This window comes from Rhizobium sp. 21-4511-3d (assembly GCF_053522545.1).
Window position 1 is genome coordinate 204,429 of the sequence record NZ_JBNWCF010000007.1, and the last position, 18,897, is coordinate 223,325.

The following is an 18,897-nucleotide window of genomic DNA, read 5'->3' on the forward strand; positions in this document are numbered from 1 at the left end:
AAGGCCGCCAATGACCGACGTAGCCAAGACCCTTGAGGAGCTATGCGCCGAACGCGGCATGCGGATGACCGAGCAGCGCCGCGTCATTGCCCGCATTCTCGAAGAATCTGCGGATCATCCTGATGTCGAGGAGCTCTATCGCCGCTCCGTGAAAGTCGATGCCAAGATCTCGATCTCGACGGTCTACCGCACCGTCAAGCTGTTCGAGGACGCCGGCATCATTGCGCGTCACGACTTCCGCGACGGCCGCTCGCGCTATGAGACGGTGCCGGAAGAGCATCACGATCACCTGATCGACCTGAAGAACGGCGTCGTCATCGAGTTCCGCTCGCCGGAGATCGAGGCGCTGCAGGAACGGATCGCCCGCGAGCATGGCTTCAAACTGGTCGATCACCGGCTGGAGCTCTATGGCATCCCGCTGAAGAAAGACGAACGCTAATCCGATGACCGCAGCAGAAGGCCTCCGCTGATGGTGTGGGTGCGCATGATCTATGCCGCCGTCGTCATTGCGCTGGCGAGCATCCTGCTGATGCCTTTCCAGCTGCTGGCGCTCAAATTCGACTGGAAGCTCCGCCGCACGCTGCCGCGCGTATGGCACAAATTCGCCTGCCACGCTCTGGGGATCCGGGTCAGGGTCAAGGGTAACCTTGAAACCCGCCGCCCGCTGATGCTCTGCGTCAACCACGCCTCCTGGATGGACATCATGGTGATGTCGTCGGTGGCCGACGTCTCCTTCATCGCAAAGATCGAAGTCAGCGGCTGGCCGGTGTTCGGCCATCTCGCCAAGCTGCAGAAGAGCGTCTTCATCGTCCGCGAGGAAAAGCGCAACACCGGCAACCAGGCGAGCGAGATCGCCGGGCGCATGGCCGATGGCGAGATCATCGTGCTCTTTCCTGAAGGCACGACCTCCGACGGCAACCGCCTGCTCGAAGTGAAATCCTCGCTCTTCGGCGCCGCCGCCATGGCAGTGCCGCACTCCCCGAACGGCTCGGTTTTCGTCCAGCCTGTTGCCATCGCCTATACTGGTGTTCATGGCATCGCGATGGGCCGCTATCACCGCCCGCTGGCTGGCTGGCCGGGTGATGTCGAACTGATGCCGCATCTCCTCGATGTTCTCAGGATGGGCGCGCTCGATGCCGAAGTGAGCTTCGGCGAGCCGGTCGATTACCGTGCGGATTCGAAGCGCAAGGATGTCAGTGCGACGATCGCGCAGCGCATCCGCGCGATGCTGAACAGCAGCCTGCGCGGCCGCGACATCGCCTGAGACAAGATTTCGATTTTCTAGCGGGCAAAAAACCACTAAATAGCCCGCCATGACCCAAGACAGCGCCCTTCTTCAGGCCCCGGAGCAGCTCCCGAGCGAGAGCCTCCGCGATGGCAGCAACAGCCGCAAGGTCTTCATCAAGACCTATGGCTGCCAGATGAACGTTTATGACTCGACGCGCATGAGCGACGCTCTCGCCCGCGACGGCTATGAACCGACAGAGGATATGGAAGAGGCCGACCTCGTCCTGCTCAATACCTGTCATATCCGTGAGAAGGCAGCGGAGAAGGTCTATTCCGCCCTCGGCCGCCTGCGGGAAATGAAAAAGAAGAAGGCTGCCGCCGGCAAGGAGATGATGATCGGCGTTGCCGGTTGCGTCGCCCAGGCCGAAGGTGAAGAGATTCTGCGCCGCGCGCCGGCCGTCGATGTCGTCATTGGTCCGCAGACCTATCACCGTCTGCCGGAAGCGCTGCGCAAGGCCAAGGAAGGCCAGCGGATCGTCGATACGGAATATGCGCTCGAGGACAAGTTCGAGCATCTGCCGATCGCCGAAACGAAGAAGATCCGCTCGCGCGGCGTCACCTCGTTCCTCACCGTGCAGGAAGGCTGCGACAAGTTCTGCACCTTCTGCGTGGTGCCCTATACCCGCGGCTCGGAAGTCTCGCGTTCTGTCGCGCAGATCGTCGAGGAGGCGCAGCAGCTCGTCGAAGGCGGCGTACGCGAGATCACGCTGCTTGGCCAGAACGTCAATGCCTGGCATGGCGTCGGCCCAAACGGCGAAGAATGGAGCCTCGGCGACCTTCTTTACCGCCTCGCCGACATCCCCGGCCTGGCGCGCCTGCGCTACACGACCAGCCATCCGCGCGACATGGACGACCGGCTGATCGAAGCGCATCGCGATATCCGGCCGCTGATGCCTTATCTGCATCTGCCGGTTCAGGCCGGATCGGACCGCATTCTTAAAGCCATGAACCGCCGCCATACGGCTGCCGAGTATCTGGCGCTGATCGAGCGTATCCGTGCCGCGCGGCCCGATATAGCTCTTTCGGGTGACTTCATCGTCGGCTTCCCGGGGGAGACAGAGGCCGATTTTGAGGATACACTCAAGCTCGTCGAGGAAGTGCGCTATGCGCAGGCTTTCTCGTTCAAATATTCGACACGTCCGGGTACGCCCGGCGCTGACTTGAAGGACCAGGTGCCCGAAGAGATCAAGGCAGAAAGGCTCGAACGCCTGCAGGCGCTTCTCTTGAAGCAGCAGCAGGAATTTGCCGAATCCTGCGTCGGTAAAACGATTGATCTGTTGCTCGAAAAGCCCGGTCGCATGGAAGGACAGCTTATTGGGCGTTCTCCCTGGCTTCAGTCTGTGAATGTTGATGCAAAAGCATCGCAAATCGGTGACATTATTAAAGTGCGAATCACCGGAACTGGAACGAACAGCCTGTTTGCCGAATTTGCAGAGGGCTGAGGTTCAACAAGGAGCTCGACCGCTTGAACGGACAAGAATTGGTTTCTTCTTCACCGCGCCACCCACGCATTGCGAGCGACGCCAATCACTTTGTCCTGACGTTCGAGAACAACCGGTTCGCCAGCGAACTTTTTGGTCAGTTCGATCAGAACCTGAAGCTGCTTGAAGAGCGGCTTCATATCGACGCCCGCGCCAGAGGCAATTCCGTCGTCATCACCGGAGACGTGATCGCCACCAACCAGGCGCGGCGCACGCTCGATTATCTCTATGAAAAGCTTCAGAAAGGTGGCAGCGTGGAACGATCTGACGTCGAAGGTGCGATCCGCATGGCTGTTGCCGCCGACGACCAGCTGAGCCTGCCGACGATGGAAAAGAAAGCCAAGCTGACCATGGCGCAGATTTCGACGCGCAAGAAGACGATCATCGCCCGGACGCCGACGCAGGACGCTTATATGCGTGCGCTCGAGCGCAACGAGCTCGTCTTCGGCGTCGGCCCGGCTGGTACCGGCAAGACCTACCTCGCTGTCGCCCAGGCCGCCCAGCTTCTGGAGCGCGGCGCCGTCGAGAAGATCATCCTGACCCGCCCGGCCGTCGAAGCCGGCGAGCGCCTCGGCTTCCTGCCTGGCGACATGAAGGAAAAGGTCGATCCCTATCTGCGTCCGCTCTATGACGCGCTCTATGACATGATCCCGGGTGACAAGGTGGAGCGGGCGATCACTGCCGGCGTCATCGAAATCGCCCCGCTCGCCTTCATGCGCGGACGCACGCTCTCCAACGCCGCGATCATCCTCGACGAAGCGCAGAACACGACGTCGATGCAGATGAAGATGTTTCTGACGCGCCTCGGCGAGAACTCGCGGATGATGATTACCGGCGACCCGAGCCAGATCGACCTGCCGCGCGGCGTCAAGTCGGGCCTTGTCGAGGCTCTGCGCCTCCTGAATGAAGTCGAGGGCATCTCGACCGTCCGCTTCAAGGATGCAGACGTCGTGCGCCATCCGCTGGTCGGCCGCATCGTCCGCGCCTATGACGCGACCTATACGGCGCGCGAAGAAGACGCGGTCAATCAGGACTGATGACCCTGCTCGATATTCAGATCAGTGTGGAGGAAGGCGGCTGGCCTTCCGAGGATGAGCTGCAGCCTCTGGCCGAACGCGTGCTAGAGGCGGCTGCGGGTCACCTGAAGACGCACGCCAAGCAGAAGTTTCCGAAGATGGCGACGGAGCTGTCTCTGGTCTTCACCGACGACGAATCCATCCGGGCGATCAATGCCGAATGGCGCCAGAAGGACAAGGCGACGAACGTGTTGTCCTTCCCGGCCTTTCCGATCACGCCCGGCAAGATGCCGGGGCCGATGCTCGGGGATATCATCATCGCCAGGGAAACCGTCGAGCGCGAAGCTGCCGAGCTCGAAAAGCCCTTCGACGACCATCTGACGCATCTGATGGTACATGGTTTCTTGCATCTGTTCGGCTACGACCATATGAATAATGCAGAAGCCGAAATTATGGAGGGGTTGGAGACTCGCATTTTGGCAGATCTCGGCCTATCTGACCCATACGAGGGTCAAGACCTTAAATTGGAACCATGAGCGACTTTACAGCAAAACCCGCGGCAGACACAAAGGATGCCGACCAATCTTCCTCCTCAGACGAAGGCGGAAGTAGTAGACACTCCGGACGATCTTTCTGGGCACGCGCAGCCCGCATCCTCCGGCCACAGCAAGGCTCACGCCTGCGCGAAGACATTGCCGACGCGCTGATGACCAGCGATACCGGCGATGACGCCTTTTCGCCCGACGAGCGGGCGATGCTTCACAACATCCTGCGCTTCCGCGAAGTCCGTGTCGCCGACGTCATGGTGCCACGCGCCGATATCGAGGCCGTCGACCAGACGATCACGATCGGCGAGCTGATGATCCTCTTCGAAGAGTCCGGCCGTTCGCGCATGCCCGTTTACGCCGATACGCTCGACGATCCGCGCGGCATGGTCCATATCCGCGACCTTCTCTCCTATGTCGCCAAGCAGGCGCGCAACAAGCGCCGCGCCGGCGCCAAGACCAAGGCTGCCGAGCCGCTGGTCGAGATCGCGCCCGAAAATATCCAGAAGCCGAGCCGCGCCGCAAAGCCGAATTTCGATCTGGCGCGCGTCGACCTGCAGAAGACGCTCTCAGAGGCCGGCATCATCCGCAAGATCCTGTTCGTGCCCCCGTCGATGCTGGCATCGGACCTGCTGCGCCGCATGCAGGTCAACCGCACGCAGATGGCGCTTGTCATCGACGAGTATGGCGGCACCGATGGTCTCGCCTCGCATGAGGACATCGTTGAAATGGTCGTCGGCGACATCGACGACGAGCATGACGACGACGAAGTAATGTTCAAGCGCGTCTCCGAAGACATGTTCGTTGCCGACGCGCGCGTCGAGCTGGAAGAGATCGCTGCGGCGATCGGCCCGGATTTCGACATTGCCGAACAGGTGGACGAGGTCGATACGCTGGGCGGCCTGATCTTCTCGGCGCTCGGACGTATCCCGGTGCGTGGCGAAGTCGTTCAGGCACTGCCGGATTTCGAGTTTCACATCCTCGATGCCGATCCGCGGCGCATCAAGCGCGTGCGCATCACCCGCAAGCGTCAGGCAATCCGCCGCCGCGTCAAGGCGGATGGTGACGGCGTTGGTGGCTCGGAGCAGGGCGACGACAGGCCCGCAGAATCTTCTGCGGCAAACTGAGTGCCCGTAAAGCACGACAAACAGCTGCTTTTTTGAAAGACTGCGAGCCGGGTTGATTCGCGGCTTGATGGGGACTGCGCATGGAGCGGCTTGCGGACAGGGTTATCCTGGTCTGGGGTTTCAAAAGGGCACTGCTGGCGATCCTGGCCGGCGCCATCGGCGTTATAGCGCTTCCCCCGATCGGCTTCTTTGCCGCGATGTTCATTTCCTTCACGCTGCTCGTCTGGCTGATCGACGGGGCGGCTGCGTCACCCGAGGCAAGCTTCATCGGCCGTCTCTGGCCTGCGTTCCTCACCGGCTGGCTTTTCGGCTTTGGCTATTTCGTTGCCGGCCTCTGGTGGCTGGGGCATGCACTGCTGATCGATTCCGACGCCTTTGCCTGGGCTCTGCCGCTTGCCATTCTCGGCCTGCCAGCGGTGCTGGCAATTTTCTACGGGCTGGCGGCGGCGACCGCGCGGATCTTCTGGTCGGAGGGACTGGGGCGGATTGCCGCACTGGCGGCAAGCTTCGGCCTGTTCGAGTGGCTGCGAAGCGTGGTCTTTACCGGCTTTCCCTGGAATGCCATCGGCTACGGGATGATGCCCGTTCCGCTGATGATGCAGTCCGTGCACATCCTCGGTGTCATGGGGATTACCGCCCTCTCCGTCTTTGTCTTCGCTGCCCCTGCCCTTCTCGGCACGCGTCAGGGCGCGAAGATCGGCGTGACGCTCGCCACCCTGCTCTTTGCGGCGCATGTCGGCTATGGCGCCTACGTTCTCTATTACCTGCCGAAGCCTGAGGCTGCGCCTGCCGACAAGCAGCCGGTCGTGCGCCTGGTCCAGCCGATGATCGACCAGGCCGCCAAGCTCGACAGTGACGCCGACCGCTCGGCGATCTTCGAGAAACATCTCAAGCTCTCGGCTGAAGCGCCGAAGGATGGCGGCAAGAAGCCCGATATCATCGTTTGGCCTGAAACCTCTATCCCCTTCATTCTAACGGATAATCAGGATGCTCTGACGCGGATTGCCGATACGCTCGACGACAACCAGATCCTGATCGCCGGCGCCGTTCGCGTCGAGGAAACCGGCCCCGGTAACGCACCGCGCTATTACAACTCGATCTACGTCATCGATGGCCGCGGGCAGATCATTGCAGCATCCGACAAGGTACATCTCGTCCCCTTCGGCGAATATGTGCCGTTCGAGAATTTCCTTGATGATTTCGGCATCCAGAACGTCGTCGAAATGCCGGGCGGCTTCACCGCCGCCGCGAGCCGCGAGATGCTCAATCTCCCGAGCGGCCTCTCGCTCTACCCGCTGATCTGCTACGAGATCATTTTCCCCGGAGAGATGGCCGGCATCAATCAGGCCAACGCTATTCTCAACATTACTAACGATGCTTGGTTTGGATCTACGCCTGGACCTTATCAGCACTTTCAGCAGGCAAGAATCCGCGCAGTTGAGACAGGATTACCGCTGATTCGCGACGCCAACAGCGGCATTTCAGCGCTGGTGAATTCACGCGGAGAGATTATTAGTGGACTCAGCCTCAATGAGAGCGGTTTCATAGATGCAACTCTTGAGGGCTTTGAGGCCGATTCAACACCAGTCTATCCACGTCAAACCTACTTTTGGTTGACTGAAACGTTGCTGTTTATGATTGCGCTGATTTCTCGCATGGGTTTTATTTTCAAGCAGAATTGACCGAAAACCCCTAAAATTGCATAGTAGTTCAGATCGGCGTTGTTAACGTATGCTTGAGGGTGGGTTAACGCCTCATGCAACGTGGCGTTACGGATGGGTTCAGGGAATGCCGGTTTCACTCGTTGAAATATCTTTTGTTAGGGCACGACCATGATTGAGAACAAGAAGAAGCCGAACCCGATCGACATCCATGTTGGCAGTCGCATTCGTCTTCGCCGCACTATGCTTGGCATGAGCCAGGAAAAACTTGGCGAAAGCCTTGGCATTACATTCCAGCAGATTCAGAAGTACGAGAAGGGCACGAACCGCGTCGGCGCCAGCCGTCTGCAGAACATCTCGAGCATCCTGAACGTCCCGGTTTCCTTCTTCTTCGAAGATGCACCCGGCGAGCACGCCGGCGCAATGAGCGGCATGGCTGAAGCCTCCAGCTCCAACTACGTCGTCGACTTCCTCTCCTCCTCCGAAGGCCTGCAGCTGAACCGCGCCTTCGTGAAGATTTCCGACCCGAAGGTACGCCGCAAGGTCGTCGAGCTCGTCAAGGCGCTGGCCGCCGAAGCCGACTCCGACTAAGCGCTCCCGACAGCGTCCAATGACAGAAGGCGGTCGAAAGGCCGCCTTTTTCGCGTTTTTAAGGCAAAATTTGTCATTTAGCCGTAGATATAAAGATATATTTATGTCCTTCTGCGCTTGTTTTTCGAGCGTGAACTGAGTACCAATTCGTCGAACTTTATTCTTTGAGGGGAATCCCGGAATGCGCGCTAATTACCTCTTCACCAGTGAGTCTGTTGCCGAAGGTCACCCGGACAAGGTGTGTGACCGTATCTCGGACGAGATCGTGGATCTGGTCTACCGCGAAGCGGCAAAGACCGGCGTAAACCCCTGGGGCGTGCGCATTGCCTGCGAAACGCTGGCCACCACGAACCGCGTCGTGATCGCTGGTGAAGTACGCCTGCCGCCGAGCCTGATGAAGAAGGACAAGGACGGCAAGGACGTCATCAACCCGTCGAAGTTCAAGGCCGCCGCACGCCGCGCCATCAAGGATATCGGCTACGAGCAGGACGGCTTCCACTGGAAGAAGGCGAAGATCGACGTTCTCCTGCACTCGCAGTCCGCAGACATCGCCCAAGGCGTCGACAACGCTGCCGACCAGCAGGGTGACGAAGGTGCCGGCGACCAGGGCATCATGTTCGGCTACGCCTGCAAGGAAACGCCGGACCTCATGCCGGCGCCGATCTACTACTCGCACAAGATCCTGCAGCTGCTCGCCACCGCCCGCAAGAAGGGCGACGGCGACGTTGCCAAGCTCGGCCCTGATGCCAAGAGCCAGGTGACCGTTCGCTACGTCGACGGCAAGCCGGCAGAAGTTACCTCGATCGTTCTTTCGACCCAGCATCTCGACGAGAAGTGGGATTCGAAGAAGGTTCGCGCCGTCGTCGAGCCCTATATCCGCGAAGCTCTCGGCGACCTGCCGATCGCCAGCGATTGCAAGTGGTACATCAACCCGACCGGCAAGTTCGTCATCGGCGGTCCGGATGGTGACGCTGGCCTGACCGGCCGCAAAATCATCGTCGACACCTACGGCGGTGCGGCTCCGCATGGCGGCGGCGCATTCTCCGGCAAGGACACGACCAAGGTCGACCGTTCGGCTGCTTATGCTGCCCGCTACCTCGCCAAGAACGTCGTTGCCGCCGGTCTCGCCGACCGCTGCACGATCCAGCTGTCCTACGCCATCGGCGTCGCACAGCCGCTGTCGATCTATGTCGACCTGCACCAGACCGGCAAGGGCGTGACCGAAGACCAGGTCGAAGCCGCGATCCGCAAGAACATGGACCTGTCGCCGACGGGCATCCGCCGCCACCTCGACCTCAACAAGCCGATCTACGCAAAGACCTCGGCTTACGGTCACTTCGGCCGCAAGGCCGGGCGTGACGGCTCGTTCTCCTGGGAGCGCACCGACCTCGTGAAGGGCCTCAAGGAAGCCATCAAGCTCAAGGCCGCAGCATGACGGATATGGAACGCCGCGGCCGCGCGACCGAAGCCTTCTTCGGTCGCCGCAAGGGAAAGGCTCTACGCGGACAGCAAGCGGAAAAGCTGAGTACTCTGCTCCCGGCATTCCTCATCGATATTTCAGCGGCTCCCCCCGAGCCGCTGAAAGGCCTTTGGCCGGTTCCGGTCGAAAAGTTGCGGCTGGAGATCGGCTTCGGTGGCGGCGAGCATTTGATCCACCGCGCCCAGGAACTGCCCTCCACCGGCTTTATCGGCGTCGAGCCCTTCATCAATTCCATGCAGAAGCTGCTTGCCAGCGTCGAGGACAAGGGCGCCAGAAACGTCCGCGTCTATAACGACGATGCGACGCAGCTGCTCGACTGGCTGCCCGATGGCTGCCTCGCCCAGATCGACCTGCTCTATCCCGATCCCTGGCCCAAGCGGAAGCACTGGAAGCGCCGCTTCGTCTCGCAGACGAACCTCAAGCGTTTCCATCGCGTGCTGAAGCCGGGCGGACTGTTCTGCTTCGCTTCAGATATCGATACCTATGTGAACTGGACGCTGCTGAAATGCCGCGACCACGGCGGCTTCGACTGGCTGGCGAGCAATGCTGCGGATTGGCTGACGCCCTACGAGGGCTGGCCGAGCACACGCTACGAGGCCAAGGCACGGCGCGAAGGCCGTTCGTCCGCCTATCTGACTTTCAAGAAGATCTAAGCCAGCAGGCAAGTGACATAAGCCCGCACGTTTAGTGCAGGCTTACCGTCTTGAGCTCGTCTTCAGCCGCCTTGAAAAAGGTGCTGGAGCGGTTGTCCGTGAGCAGGATCGGCGTGCCGTCAGCGCCGAAAAGGGCCCAGAGGTCGACGCCAGGGTCGATATCGGGCGCTTCGGGGAAGCACTTCGATACTTCTTCAGTACGCATTTTGCGGATATAGGCGACCTCGCCGTTGCCGATGCCGGCAAGTTCGGACTTGGTCAGGTGAGAATTCGCTTCTTTCATCAACATTCCTGTACCTCCAAGAGAAGGGACCAACGGCGCAATCGAACCGTTGTCCTACTGTGAGACCGAAATGTTAATTTTCTTGACCATGCGTGCGGGCTCCGGGCGAATTAGATCGACGGAGAGAAGACCGTTCTTGAGGCCGGCGCCGAGAACCTGCATGCCATCGGCAAGCACGAAAGTGCGCTGGAACTGACGCGCGGCGATGCCGCGATAGAGATATTCGCGCTCGCCCTGCTCGACCTGCCGGCCGCGGATGAGAAGCTGGTTTTCCTCCGTCGTGACATCGAGCTCATCCTCGCCGAAACCGGCGACGGCAAGGGTAATCCGCAGGCGCTCGGGCTGACCGTGATCGGCGGCAATACGCTCGATATTGTAGGGAGGATAACCGTCGCTCGCCTTGGAAATCCGCTCAAGCGTCTTTTCCATGGCATCGAAGCCCAGGAGCAGCGGGCTGGCGAAGGGAGTGATACGGCTCATGTTTTCAAGTCCTTGATGCAAGCGACCTTTCCGGACCTAAGCTAGCATCCGGGTCTTGCTAATATGGGAATTGGCGCGCGGTCGCGCAAGGTTTTGCGGCCGCCGGGCAAGGACCCGGAAATTTTAGGGTAAACGCCGGCTTTGTCCTTGCTTGACAAAGCGCATGCAGGCTCGCATCAAATCGTCACCCGCAAGGGCTGCGCCGATTTGCGACGCAATCATAAACAAATGGTGCCTGCCAAAACGACGTGCACCTGAGGAGGGACCGACGTACATGGCAAACCCCAGAAAGATCATCATCGATACCGATCCCGGCCAGGACGATGCCGCAGCGATCATGCTCGCCTTCGGCAGCCCGGAAGAGCTGGAAGTGCTCGGTATCACCACGGTCGCCGGCAACGTGCCGCTGTCCTATACCAGCCGCAACGCGCGCATCATCTGCGAGCTCTGCAGGCGCACCGACATCAAGGTCTTCGCCGGCGCCGACAAGCCGATCGCCCGCAAGCTGGTCACCGCCGAGCACGTGCATGGCAAGACCGGCCTCGACGGCCCGACGCTGGCCGAGCCGACCATGCCGCTGCAGCCGCAGCATTCCGTCGACTTCATCATCGAGACGCTGCGCTGCGAGCCTGAAGGCAGCGTGACGCTCTGCACGCTCGGGCCGCTGACCAACATCGGCCTCGCCTTCCAGAAGGCGCCAGATATCGTCGCACGCGTCCGCGAACTGGTGATGATGGGCGGTGGCTTCTTCGAAGGCGGCAACATCACGCCGGCTGCCGAATTCAACATCTATGTCGACCCTGAAGCGGCCGACATCGTCTTCCGTTCGGGTGTGCCGATCGTGATGATGCCGCTCGACGTGACCCATCAACTGCTGACCCGCAAGGACCGCGTCAAGCGCATGGCCGACCTCGGCACGGCGCCCGCCCAGGCAATGGTGGAGATGCTGGAATTCTTCGAGCGCTTTGATATCGAGAAATACGGTTCCGACGGCGGCCCGCTGCATGACCCGACGGTTGTCGCCTATCTCCTGAAGCCGGAGCTATTCAAGGGCCGCGAGTGCAATGTCGAGATCGAGGTGAAGTCGGAGCTGACGGTCGGCATGACCGTCGTAGACTGGTGGCATGTGACCGACCGCAAGCGCAATGCCCAGGTGATGCGCTTCGTCGATGCCGACGGTTTCTTCGATCTTCTGATCGAGCGCTTTGCCCGCATCTGAGCGACGGCAGACCGGAAAAGAAAAGGGCCGCTTCTCAGCGGCCCTTTTTCATTATGCGTCCTTCTGATCCAGATAGGAATTGGCAGCTTCCGCTTCGGGCTTCGGACCGCCCTTGGCGACACCGACCATGGCCGGGCGCAGAACGCGCTCGCCGATCGTGAAGCCTGCCTGCACCACCTGGACGACGGTGTTGTTCGGGACTTCCGTGTTCGGAATTTCGAACATCGCCTGATGGAAATTCGGGTCGAACTTCTGGCCGACGGGATCGAGCTGGCGAACGCCATGGCGCTCGAGCGTCGAGAGCATGGAGCGCTCGGTCATCTCGACGCCTTCGATCAGCGTCGTCAGGCCGGCTTCGCCCGCAGCCTTTGCTTCGGCCGGGATCGAGTCCAGCGCGCGGCGCAGGTTGTCGGATACAGCCAGCATGTCGCGCGCGAAGGAGGCGACCGAGTAGGACTTGGCATCCTTCACATCACGCTCGGTGCGGCGGCGCAGGTTGTCCATCTCCGCGGCGAGACGCAGGTAGCGGTCGCGCAGCTCGGCATTTTCGGCCTTCACGAGTTCCATCGGATCCGGCTGGGACGATGCCTCAGCGGCCGCTTCATTCTCGACGTTTGCGGCTGCGTCCGCAGCAGCGTCGGCCGCGGCAGCCTCAGGTCCGTTTTTCGTCGTTTCGTCAGTCATGACGGTCTCCGGGTAAAGGGTTTCGGGATGCGCCCGATATCGAGCTTTGACCGCAAAAAATCAAGTCTGCGTGACAAAGAAGCGGAAAATCGGGCTTTTCAGAGGGCGCCGCCGCGCGAAAGGCGGGAAATCAGCTGCGCGGTGTAATCGACCATCGGCACGATGCGCGAATAGTTGAGCCGCGTCGGGCCAATGACACCGACCGCGCCAACGATCCGGTCGTCATCATCGCGGTAGGGAGCGACGATCAGCGAGGAGCCGGAAAGCGAGAAGAGCTTGTTTTCCGAGCCGATGAAGATGCGCACGCCCGGTCCGCTCTCGGCTAGGTTCAGGAGCTCGATCAGGCTGTCTTTCTTTTCGAGATCGTCGAAAAGCATCCGCAAGCGATCGAGATCGTCGGCACCGGCGAGCCCTTCCAGCAGGTTTGCCCGGCCGCGGATGATGAGCTGCGCCGGCTTGCCCTCGTCAGGGCTGCCGGACCAGACGGCGATGCCGCGCTCGACGAGGTCCTGCGAGAGAGCATCGAGTTCATGGCGAACATCGATCTTCAGCTTGTCGAGTTGCTTGCGCAATTCCGGCAAAGTCTGGCCAGTCATATGGGCATTCAGGAAGTTCGCAGCTTCCGTCAGCTGCGAGGAGGTCACGCCAGCCGGTAGCTCGATGATGCGGTTTTCGACCTGATCATGCTCGCCGACCAGCACCGCCAGAGCCTTGGTCGGCTCGAGGCGGATGAACTCGACATGCTTGAGGATGGGATCGCTCTTGGCGGTGATGACAAGCCCTGCGCCGCGCGAAATGCCAGACAGCATCCGGCTCGCCTCGTTCATCATCGATTCCACCGGGTTGTCGCGGCTTTCGGCGCGCACCTGGCGATCGATGCTGGCGCGGTCCTCGGCAGAGAGATCACCGACCTGCATGAAGGCGTCGACGAAAAACCGCAGGCCCACCTGGGTCGGCAGGCGCCCGGCGCTGACATGCGGCGAATAGATGAGGCCGAGCTCTTCGAGATCGCTCATGACATTGCGGACGGAAGCCGGGGAAAGCGACATCGGCAGGATGCGCGACAGGTTGCGCGAGCCGAGCGGCTCGCCATTCTCGAGATAGCCCTCGACGATCCTGCGGAAGATTTCCTTGGAACGCTCATCCAGCGCAGCAATGGCATCCGAAACCGGCGACGACCTGAAGGCCATGAATCCTAAAACACCCACGCTGATGAAACTCCGGAAAATATAGTCAATCTCGCGGGCGTGGCAAAAGGGAATTTGCAAATGGCCGCAGCCAATCGTAGAAGCGGGGCAGCATCAGAAACACGCATGACTACGCCCTGCCGCCGCCGCGGCCACGAGGCCTCATGCAGCAGGAGACAGAGAATGCGGCCGTCAGGCAGAAAAACCGACCAGATGCGCAAGGTCAGCTTCGAGCGCAACTTTTCCAAGCACGCCGAGGGCTCCTGTCTGGTGAAGTTTGGCGACACGCATGTGCTCTGCACCGCGAGCCTGGAAGAGAAGACGCCGCCGTGGCTGCGCAACACCGGCAAGGGCTGGGTCACCGCCGAATACGGCATGCTGCCGCGCGCCACCGGCGAGCGCATGAAGCGTGAGGCGGCTGCCGGCAAGCAGGGCGGACGCACGCAGGAAATCCAGCGCCTGATCGGCCGCTCGCTGCGAGCCGTCGTCGATCTGACCGCACTTGGCGAGCGCCAGATCACCATCGACTGCGATGTCATCCAGGCGGATGGCGGCACGCGCACGGCCTCGATCACCGGCGGCTGGATCGCGCTTTATGACTGCCTGAAGTGGATGGAAAGCCGCAACATGATCAAGGTCGACCGCGTCCTCAAGGACCATGTCGCCGCGATCTCCTGCGGTATCTTCGCAAACCAGCCGGTCATAGATCTCGATTACCTGGAAGATTCCTCGGCCGAGACCGACGCCAACTTCGTCATGACTGGCGCCGGCGGCATCGTCGAGATCCAGGGCACGGCTGAAGGCACGCCCTTCTCCGAAGCCGAATTCGCATCGCTGATGGGCCTTGCCAAGAACGGTATCGCCGAACTCGTGGACCTGCAGAAGCAGGCGATCGCCGGGTGAACGACATGCTGGAAGGCATGCTGGAAACGGCGCTCTACGCAAAGGATCTCGATAAAGCCGAGGCTTTCTATGAAGGTGTTCTCGGCCTTGCGAAGATCACGCGTGCGGCGAACCGGCATGTCTTCTTTCGCTGCGGCCCGGGCGTGCTGCTGATCTTCAATCCGGACGAGACGGTAAAGCCACCGGCCGCCGATTCCCTGCAGGTTCCGCCGCATGGTACCGAGGGAGCCGGGCATGCCTGCTTCCGGGTCTCGGCTACGAATATCGACGCCATGGCTGCCAAGCTGCAGGCCGCCGGCATCGCCATCGAATCCGAAGTTCACTGGCCGAATGGCGGCCGCTCGATCTACTTCCGCGACCCTGCCGGCAACAGCCTGGAATGCGCCGAAGCCCGGATCTGGGGCATCGAATAGGAAAACAGAATGCGCAAACTCGATACCAAGACGATCGTTGTCGCCAGCCATAATGCCGGCAAGATCCGCGAAATCCAGGACCTGATCGGCCCTCTCGGCTTCACCGCCAAGTCGGCCGCCGAGCTCAATTTCATCGAACCGGATGAAACCGGCACGACCTTCGAAGAAAACGCCAGGATCAAGGCGCTTGCCTCTGCGAGCGCCGCCAACATGCCGGCACTCTCTGACGATTCCGGTCTGGTGGTCGATGCGCTCGGTGGCGATCCCGGCGTCTATACGGCCAACTGGGCCGAGACCGCCGATGGCACGCGCGACTTTGCGATGGCGATGGAGAAGGTGGAGAAGGCCCTTGAAAAGGCTGGAGCCGCCAAGCCCGAGCAGCGCACGGCCCGGTTCGTCAGCGTTCTCTGCCTGGCCTGGCCCGATGGTCATACGGAGCTCTTCCGCGGCGAAGTGGAAGGCACGGTCGTCTGGCCGCCGCGCGGCACGCAGGGTTTCGGCTATGACCCGGTATTCCAGCCGCAGGGCTACGACACCACCTTCGGCGAGATGAGCGCCGAACAGAAGCACGGCTGGAAGCCCGGCGACGAGCAGGCGCTGTCGCATCGCGCGCGCGCCTTCAAAGTCTTTGTCGAAGCCTGCCTGGAAGCGTAAGATCCGCCAGTGGATGATTTGAACAACCTGACTTCGCTGCGTGATGCCAAGCTTCTGCCGGATACGGGGGAGCCCGGTTTCGGCGTCTATGTGCACTGGCCCTTCTGCGCCGCGAAATGCCCCTATTGTGACTTCAACAGTCATGTCCGGCACCAGCCTGTCGATCAGGAGCGCTATGTTGCGGCCTTCCTGAAGGAGATGGCGGCGATCCGGCAGTTGAGCGGACCGAAGACGGTGACCAGCGTCTTCCTCGGCGGCGGCACGCCGTCGCTGATGAAGCCGGAGACTGTCGATGCGATCCTGAACGGCATTGCCAAGGAATGGCATGTGCCTGCCGGCATCGAGATCACCATGGAGGCCAATCCCTCCAGCGTCGAGGCCGAGCGCTTCCGTGGCTACCGGGTGGCCGGCGTCAATCGTGTCTCGCTCGGCGTCCAGGCGCTGAACGATCGCGATCTGAAATTCCTTGGCCGCCTGCACGACGTTGCGGATGCGCTGAAGGCGATCAAGCTTGCCCGCGACATCTTTCCGCGCATGTCCTTCGATCTGATCTACGCCCGTCCCGACCAGACCGTGGACGAGTGGGAGCGTGAGCTGAAGCAGGCTATCTCCTACGCCGTCGATCACCTGTCGCTCTACCAGCTGACGATCGAGGAAGGCACGCCCTTCTTCGGCCTTCACAAGGCCGGCAAACTGATCGTTCCGGATGGTGACCAGTCTGCGGCCCTCTACGAGGCGACGCAGGAGATCACGGCGCGCGAAGGCATGCCCGCCTACGAAGTTTCGAACCATGCCCGCCCCGGCGCCGAGAGCCGTCATAACCTGACCTACTGGCGCTATGGCGACTATGCAGGCATCGGCCCCGGCGCCCATGGCCGTCTCAGCCGCGGCCCGGAGAAAATCGCGACGGCGACCGAGCGCAAGCCGGAAGCCTGGCTTGAGATGGTCGAGCGCGACGGGCACGGTATTCTCGACGAGGAACGGCTCGGCTACGAGGAGCAGTCGGACGAACTGCTGCTGATGGGCTTGAGGCTCAAGGAAGGCGTCGATCTCGCCCGCTGGCAGCAGCTTTCCGGCCGCGATCCCGATCCTGCGCGCGAAGAGTTTTTACTGGAACACGGCTTCATCGAGCGGATCGGCAATTCGAGGCTGCGCTGCACGCCTGCGGGCATGCTGATCCTCGATTCCGTCGTTGCCGATCTCGCCTGCTGAGCTTCAGACCGCCCGCTTCCGCCCGATCGACATCAGCCGCCCATCGATAGCCGCAAGGCCGATGGCGATCATTGCCATGCCGATCAGATGCTTGGTCTGCAGCTGCTCGCCGAGCACCAGCGCGCCGAGCAGGATGGCGCTGACCGGGATCAGGAAGGTGACGAGCATGAGATTTGTCGCGCCCGCCGTCGCCAGAATGCGGAAGAACAGCACGTAGGCGACCGCCGTCGACAGGATCGCGAGCCCGGCGAGAGCGAGCCAGGTTTCCATGCCGGGCATGGGAAGCGTCCAGGGCTGATCAGCTATCAGCGCGATCGGAATCATCAGAATGGTTGACGCCGTGACCTGGCCTGCCGCCGGCAACAGCGGCGGCATACCCATGACGCGGAAGCGGCGGCCCCAGATCCCGGCGAAGGAATAGGAAATCGCAGCTCCCAGCACGGCAAGCTGCGCCAACACATTCGAGCCGAGATCGTGCAGGGCATCGAAGCCGATCATATAGGCGACACCAGCAAAGCCGACGACGACGCCGATCAGCCTGTTGGCCGTCATCTTCTCATCCGCGGTCAGCAGATGGGCGACGACGACAGCGAAAAGCGGCGTCGTGGCATTGAGGATCGAGGCGAGGCCGCTGGCGATATGCGTCTGGCCCCAGACGATCAGGCAGAAGGGGATCATGTTGTTCAGGACGCCCATGCCGAAGAAGGCGACCCAGCTCTTGCCGTCGCGCGGCATGGCATGGCCCATCACCCGAACGATCAGATTGAGCGCAATCGCCGCCAGCAACACGCGGCCTGTGACGATCGTGAAGGGCGGCAGCGCCTTGACCAGGATGCCGTTGAACAGGAAGGAACCGCCCCACAGCAGCGACAGCACCAGCATCATGCCCCATTCGGCCAAACCCATCTGCTTCTGCATCGTCATCCTCCATTCGATTCCTGCCTGCATAGGACACCACTGGTGGCGCCGCCACCCGTTTCCTGCGCAGTGAAGTGTTCGATTTATTCTCGCAGCAAACCGGCATTGGATCGGTGTTGCGATACATCTTGATGCTGATATTATTTCGCTAATTCAGATGGATCAAACGAGTCTTTCTCGCGCAACACTTTAGCTGAGCTAAATCATGAGCGATTATCTGCCCTCCCTTTCCGCACTTCGTGCCTTCGAAGCGGCAGCACGGCATCTCAGCATGACGCTGGCGGCAAAGGAGCTGAACGTGACGCCCGGCGCCGTCAGTCTGCAGATTCGCGATCTCGAGGCGGCACTCGGCGTTCAGCTTTTCGAGCGCAAGCCGCGGGCGCTAGCCTTGACCGTCGAGGGTGCCGATTACTTCACGACGCTGCGGGCCGCCTTCCGGCTGGTGCGGGAAGCGACGGCGGCGATCACGGCGCGCAGCCGCGGTGCGATCCTCAACGTGACCTGCACGGCCGGGTTCGCCACCTATTGGCTGGTGCCACGGCTCGGCAGGTTCGAGGTGCTGCATCCCGATATCGACGTGCGCATCAGCGCCTCGCATCGCGTGCTGGATTTTCAGCGCGACGGTATCGACCTTGCCATCCGCCACGGGCTCGGCGGTTATGAGGGGCTTGTCAGCGAGCGACTGGTGGATGACGAACTGGTGCCGGTCTGCATCCCCAAGCTCGCCGCAGAGCTCGGCGACCATCCCTCGCCTGCCGCACTGGCGCCCTTCACGCTGATCCACGACGTCTACAGGCACGACTGGCAGCTGTGGCTGGAGGCTGCGGGGGTGGCCACTGCCGTCGACGCCTCCCGCGGCCCGATCTTCATGCATGGCAACGGCGCCTATGACGCAATGAAGGCCGGTCTCGGCATCGCGTTGATGCGCCGTTCCTTCGTCGAGGGCGAGATGAAGGAAGGCACCGTGGCTGCCCCCTTCCCCCTCGGCGTCGCCAGCCGCCTCGCCTTCCACCTCGTCTATCCCGGCGCCTCGCTGGAACGCCCGGCGGCCGCCGCTTTCCGCCGCTGGCTGCTCAGCGAGTCGAAAGCGTGAAGGTCCAAAA

21 protein-coding genes are annotated in these 18,897 nt (G+C 61.4%); 16 read left to right on the top strand and 5 right to left on the bottom strand.

The window, feature by feature from the left end; genetic code table 11:
* The first annotated feature begins 10 nt into the window (after positions 1-10).
* From ACQZ5H_RS17260 to trmB, 10 genes are all read left to right on the top strand, one after another.
* Positions 11-439, top strand: coding sequence for a Fur family transcriptional regulator (locus ACQZ5H_RS17260; protein ID WP_112713735.1), 429 nt, complete (start codon positions 11-13; stop codon positions 437-439).
* Positions 440-469: 30 nt separating this feature from the next.
* Positions 470-1,264: a lyso-ornithine lipid O-acyltransferase gene (gene olsA / locus ACQZ5H_RS17265; RefSeq protein WP_449098486.1), complete on the top strand. Its 795-nt coding sequence runs from the start codon at positions 470-472 to the stop codon at positions 1,262-1,264.
* Between the two features lie 49 nt (positions 1,265-1,313).
* Positions 1,314-2,729: a tRNA (N6-isopentenyl adenosine(37)-C2)-methylthiotransferase MiaB gene (gene miaB, locus ACQZ5H_RS17270; protein WP_449098487.1), complete on the top strand. Its 1,416-nt coding sequence runs from the start codon at positions 1,314-1,316 to the stop codon at positions 2,727-2,729.
* Between the two features lie 23 nt (positions 2,730-2,752).
* Positions 2,753-3,805, top strand: coding sequence for a PhoH family protein (locus ACQZ5H_RS17275; protein WP_112713741.1), 1,053 nt, complete (start codon positions 2,753-2,755; stop codon positions 3,803-3,805).
* A complete protein-coding gene (gene ybeY, locus ACQZ5H_RS17280; protein ID WP_449098488.1) occupies positions 3,805-4,320 on the top strand; it encodes an rRNA maturation RNase YbeY in 516 nt (171 codons plus the stop codon). Before ACQZ5H_RS17275 ends, ybeY begins: the two co-directional genes overlap by 1 nt.
* Positions 4,317-5,456, top strand: coding sequence for a hemolysin family protein (locus tag ACQZ5H_RS17285; RefSeq protein WP_199626043.1), 1,140 nt, complete (start codon positions 4,317-4,319; stop codon positions 5,454-5,456). Before ybeY ends, ACQZ5H_RS17285 begins: the two co-directional genes overlap by 4 nt.
* 80 nt (positions 5,457-5,536) lie before the next feature.
* Positions 5,537-7,138, top strand: a complete 1,602-nt coding sequence (gene lnt, locus ACQZ5H_RS17290) for an apolipoprotein N-acyltransferase (protein ID WP_449098489.1) — start codon at positions 5,537-5,539, stop codon at positions 7,136-7,138.
* Positions 7,139-7,288: 150 nt separating this feature from the next.
* A complete protein-coding gene (locus tag ACQZ5H_RS17295) occupies positions 7,289-7,708 on the top strand; it encodes a helix-turn-helix domain-containing protein (RefSeq protein WP_112713749.1) in 420 nt (139 codons plus the stop codon).
* A 181-nt stretch (positions 7,709-7,889) separates the two neighbouring features.
* On the top strand, positions 7,890-9,143 hold the full coding sequence (metK, locus tag ACQZ5H_RS17300) for a methionine adenosyltransferase (protein ID WP_112713751.1): 1,254 nt from the start codon (positions 7,890-7,892) through the stop codon (positions 9,141-9,143).
* Complete coding sequence (trmB, locus tag ACQZ5H_RS17305; protein WP_449098490.1) at positions 9,140-9,841, top strand: tRNA (guanine(46)-N(7))-methyltransferase TrmB; 702 nt, start codon at positions 9,140-9,142, stop codon at positions 9,839-9,841. The genes metK and trmB overlap by 4 nt, the downstream gene beginning before the upstream one ends.
* A gap of 31 nt (positions 9,842-9,872) precedes the next feature.
* On the opposite strand, the gene ACQZ5H_RS17310 is transcribed toward trmB, so the two are convergent.
* Positions 9,873-10,130: a BQ00720 family protein gene (locus ACQZ5H_RS17310; protein ID WP_112713755.1), complete on the bottom strand. Its 258-nt coding sequence runs from the start codon at positions 10,128-10,130 to the stop codon at positions 9,873-9,875.
* 48 nt (positions 10,131-10,178) lie between these two features.
* Positions 10,179-10,604, bottom strand: a complete 426-nt coding sequence (locus ACQZ5H_RS17315) for an Hsp20 family protein (RefSeq protein ID WP_112713757.1) — start codon at positions 10,602-10,604, stop codon at positions 10,179-10,181.
* 274 nt (positions 10,605-10,878) lie between these two features.
* Between ACQZ5H_RS17315 and ACQZ5H_RS17320 the strand changes: the two genes are divergently transcribed.
* Positions 10,879-11,823 (top strand): nucleoside hydrolase, encoded by a 945-nt coding sequence (locus ACQZ5H_RS17320; protein WP_449098491.1) that lies wholly within the window; start codon positions 10,879-10,881, stop codon positions 11,821-11,823.
* Positions 11,824-11,874: 51 nt separating this feature from the next.
* Here ACQZ5H_RS17320 and grpE read toward each other — a convergent pair whose 3' ends face one another.
* Both grpE and hrcA read right to left on the bottom strand, forming a co-directional pair.
* Positions 11,875-12,507 (bottom strand): nucleotide exchange factor GrpE, encoded by a 633-nt coding sequence (gene grpE, locus ACQZ5H_RS17325; RefSeq protein ID WP_112713761.1) that lies wholly within the window; start codon positions 12,505-12,507, stop codon positions 11,875-11,877.
* Between the two features lie 98 nt (positions 12,508-12,605).
* Complete coding sequence (gene hrcA, locus ACQZ5H_RS17330; RefSeq protein WP_112713763.1) at positions 12,606-13,697, bottom strand: heat-inducible transcriptional repressor HrcA; 1,092 nt, start codon at positions 13,695-13,697, stop codon at positions 12,606-12,608.
* A gap of 180 nt (positions 13,698-13,877) precedes the next feature.
* Between hrcA and rph the strand changes: the two genes are divergently transcribed.
* Genes rph through hemW form a run of 4 tightly spaced genes read left to right on the top strand, consistent with a single transcriptional unit; the run spans position 13,878 to position 16,876 of the window.
* The gene (rph, locus tag ACQZ5H_RS17335; RefSeq protein ID WP_112713765.1) at positions 13,878-14,597 is read left to right on the top strand and encodes a ribonuclease PH; all 720 of its coding nucleotides are present in this window, start codon (positions 13,878-13,880) and stop codon (positions 14,595-14,597) included.
* Entirely contained in the window at positions 14,594-15,010 is a 417-nt protein-coding gene (locus ACQZ5H_RS17340) for a VOC family protein (RefSeq protein WP_449098492.1), read from the top strand. The genes rph and ACQZ5H_RS17340 overlap by 4 nt, the downstream gene beginning before the upstream one ends.
* A 9-nt stretch (positions 15,011-15,019) precedes the next feature.
* Positions 15,020-15,664 carry an RdgB/HAM1 family non-canonical purine NTP pyrophosphatase gene (gene rdgB / locus ACQZ5H_RS17345; RefSeq protein ID WP_203429700.1) on the top strand — a complete coding sequence of 215 codons (645 nt, stop codon included), beginning with the start codon at positions 15,020-15,022 and terminating at the stop codon, positions 15,662-15,664.
* Positions 15,665-15,673: 9 nt separating this feature from the next.
* Complete coding sequence (gene hemW / locus ACQZ5H_RS17350; protein ID WP_449098493.1) at positions 15,674-16,876, top strand: radical SAM family heme chaperone HemW; 1,203 nt, start codon at positions 15,674-15,676, stop codon at positions 16,874-16,876.
* Between the two features lie 3 nt (positions 16,877-16,879).
* On the opposite strand, the gene ACQZ5H_RS17355 is transcribed toward hemW, so the two are convergent.
* Entirely contained in the window at positions 16,880-17,800 is a 921-nt protein-coding gene (locus ACQZ5H_RS17355; RefSeq protein ID WP_449098494.1) for a DMT family transporter, read from the bottom strand.
* A 199-nt stretch (positions 17,801-17,999) separates the two neighbouring features.
* Here ACQZ5H_RS17355 and gcvA point away from each other — a divergent pair, with 199 nt between their 5' ends.
* The gene (gene gcvA, locus ACQZ5H_RS17360) at positions 18,000-18,887 is read left to right on the top strand and encodes a transcriptional regulator GcvA (protein WP_449098495.1); all 888 of its coding nucleotides are present in this window, start codon (positions 18,000-18,002) and stop codon (positions 18,885-18,887) included.
* Positions 18,888-18,897 lie beyond the last annotated feature (10 nt).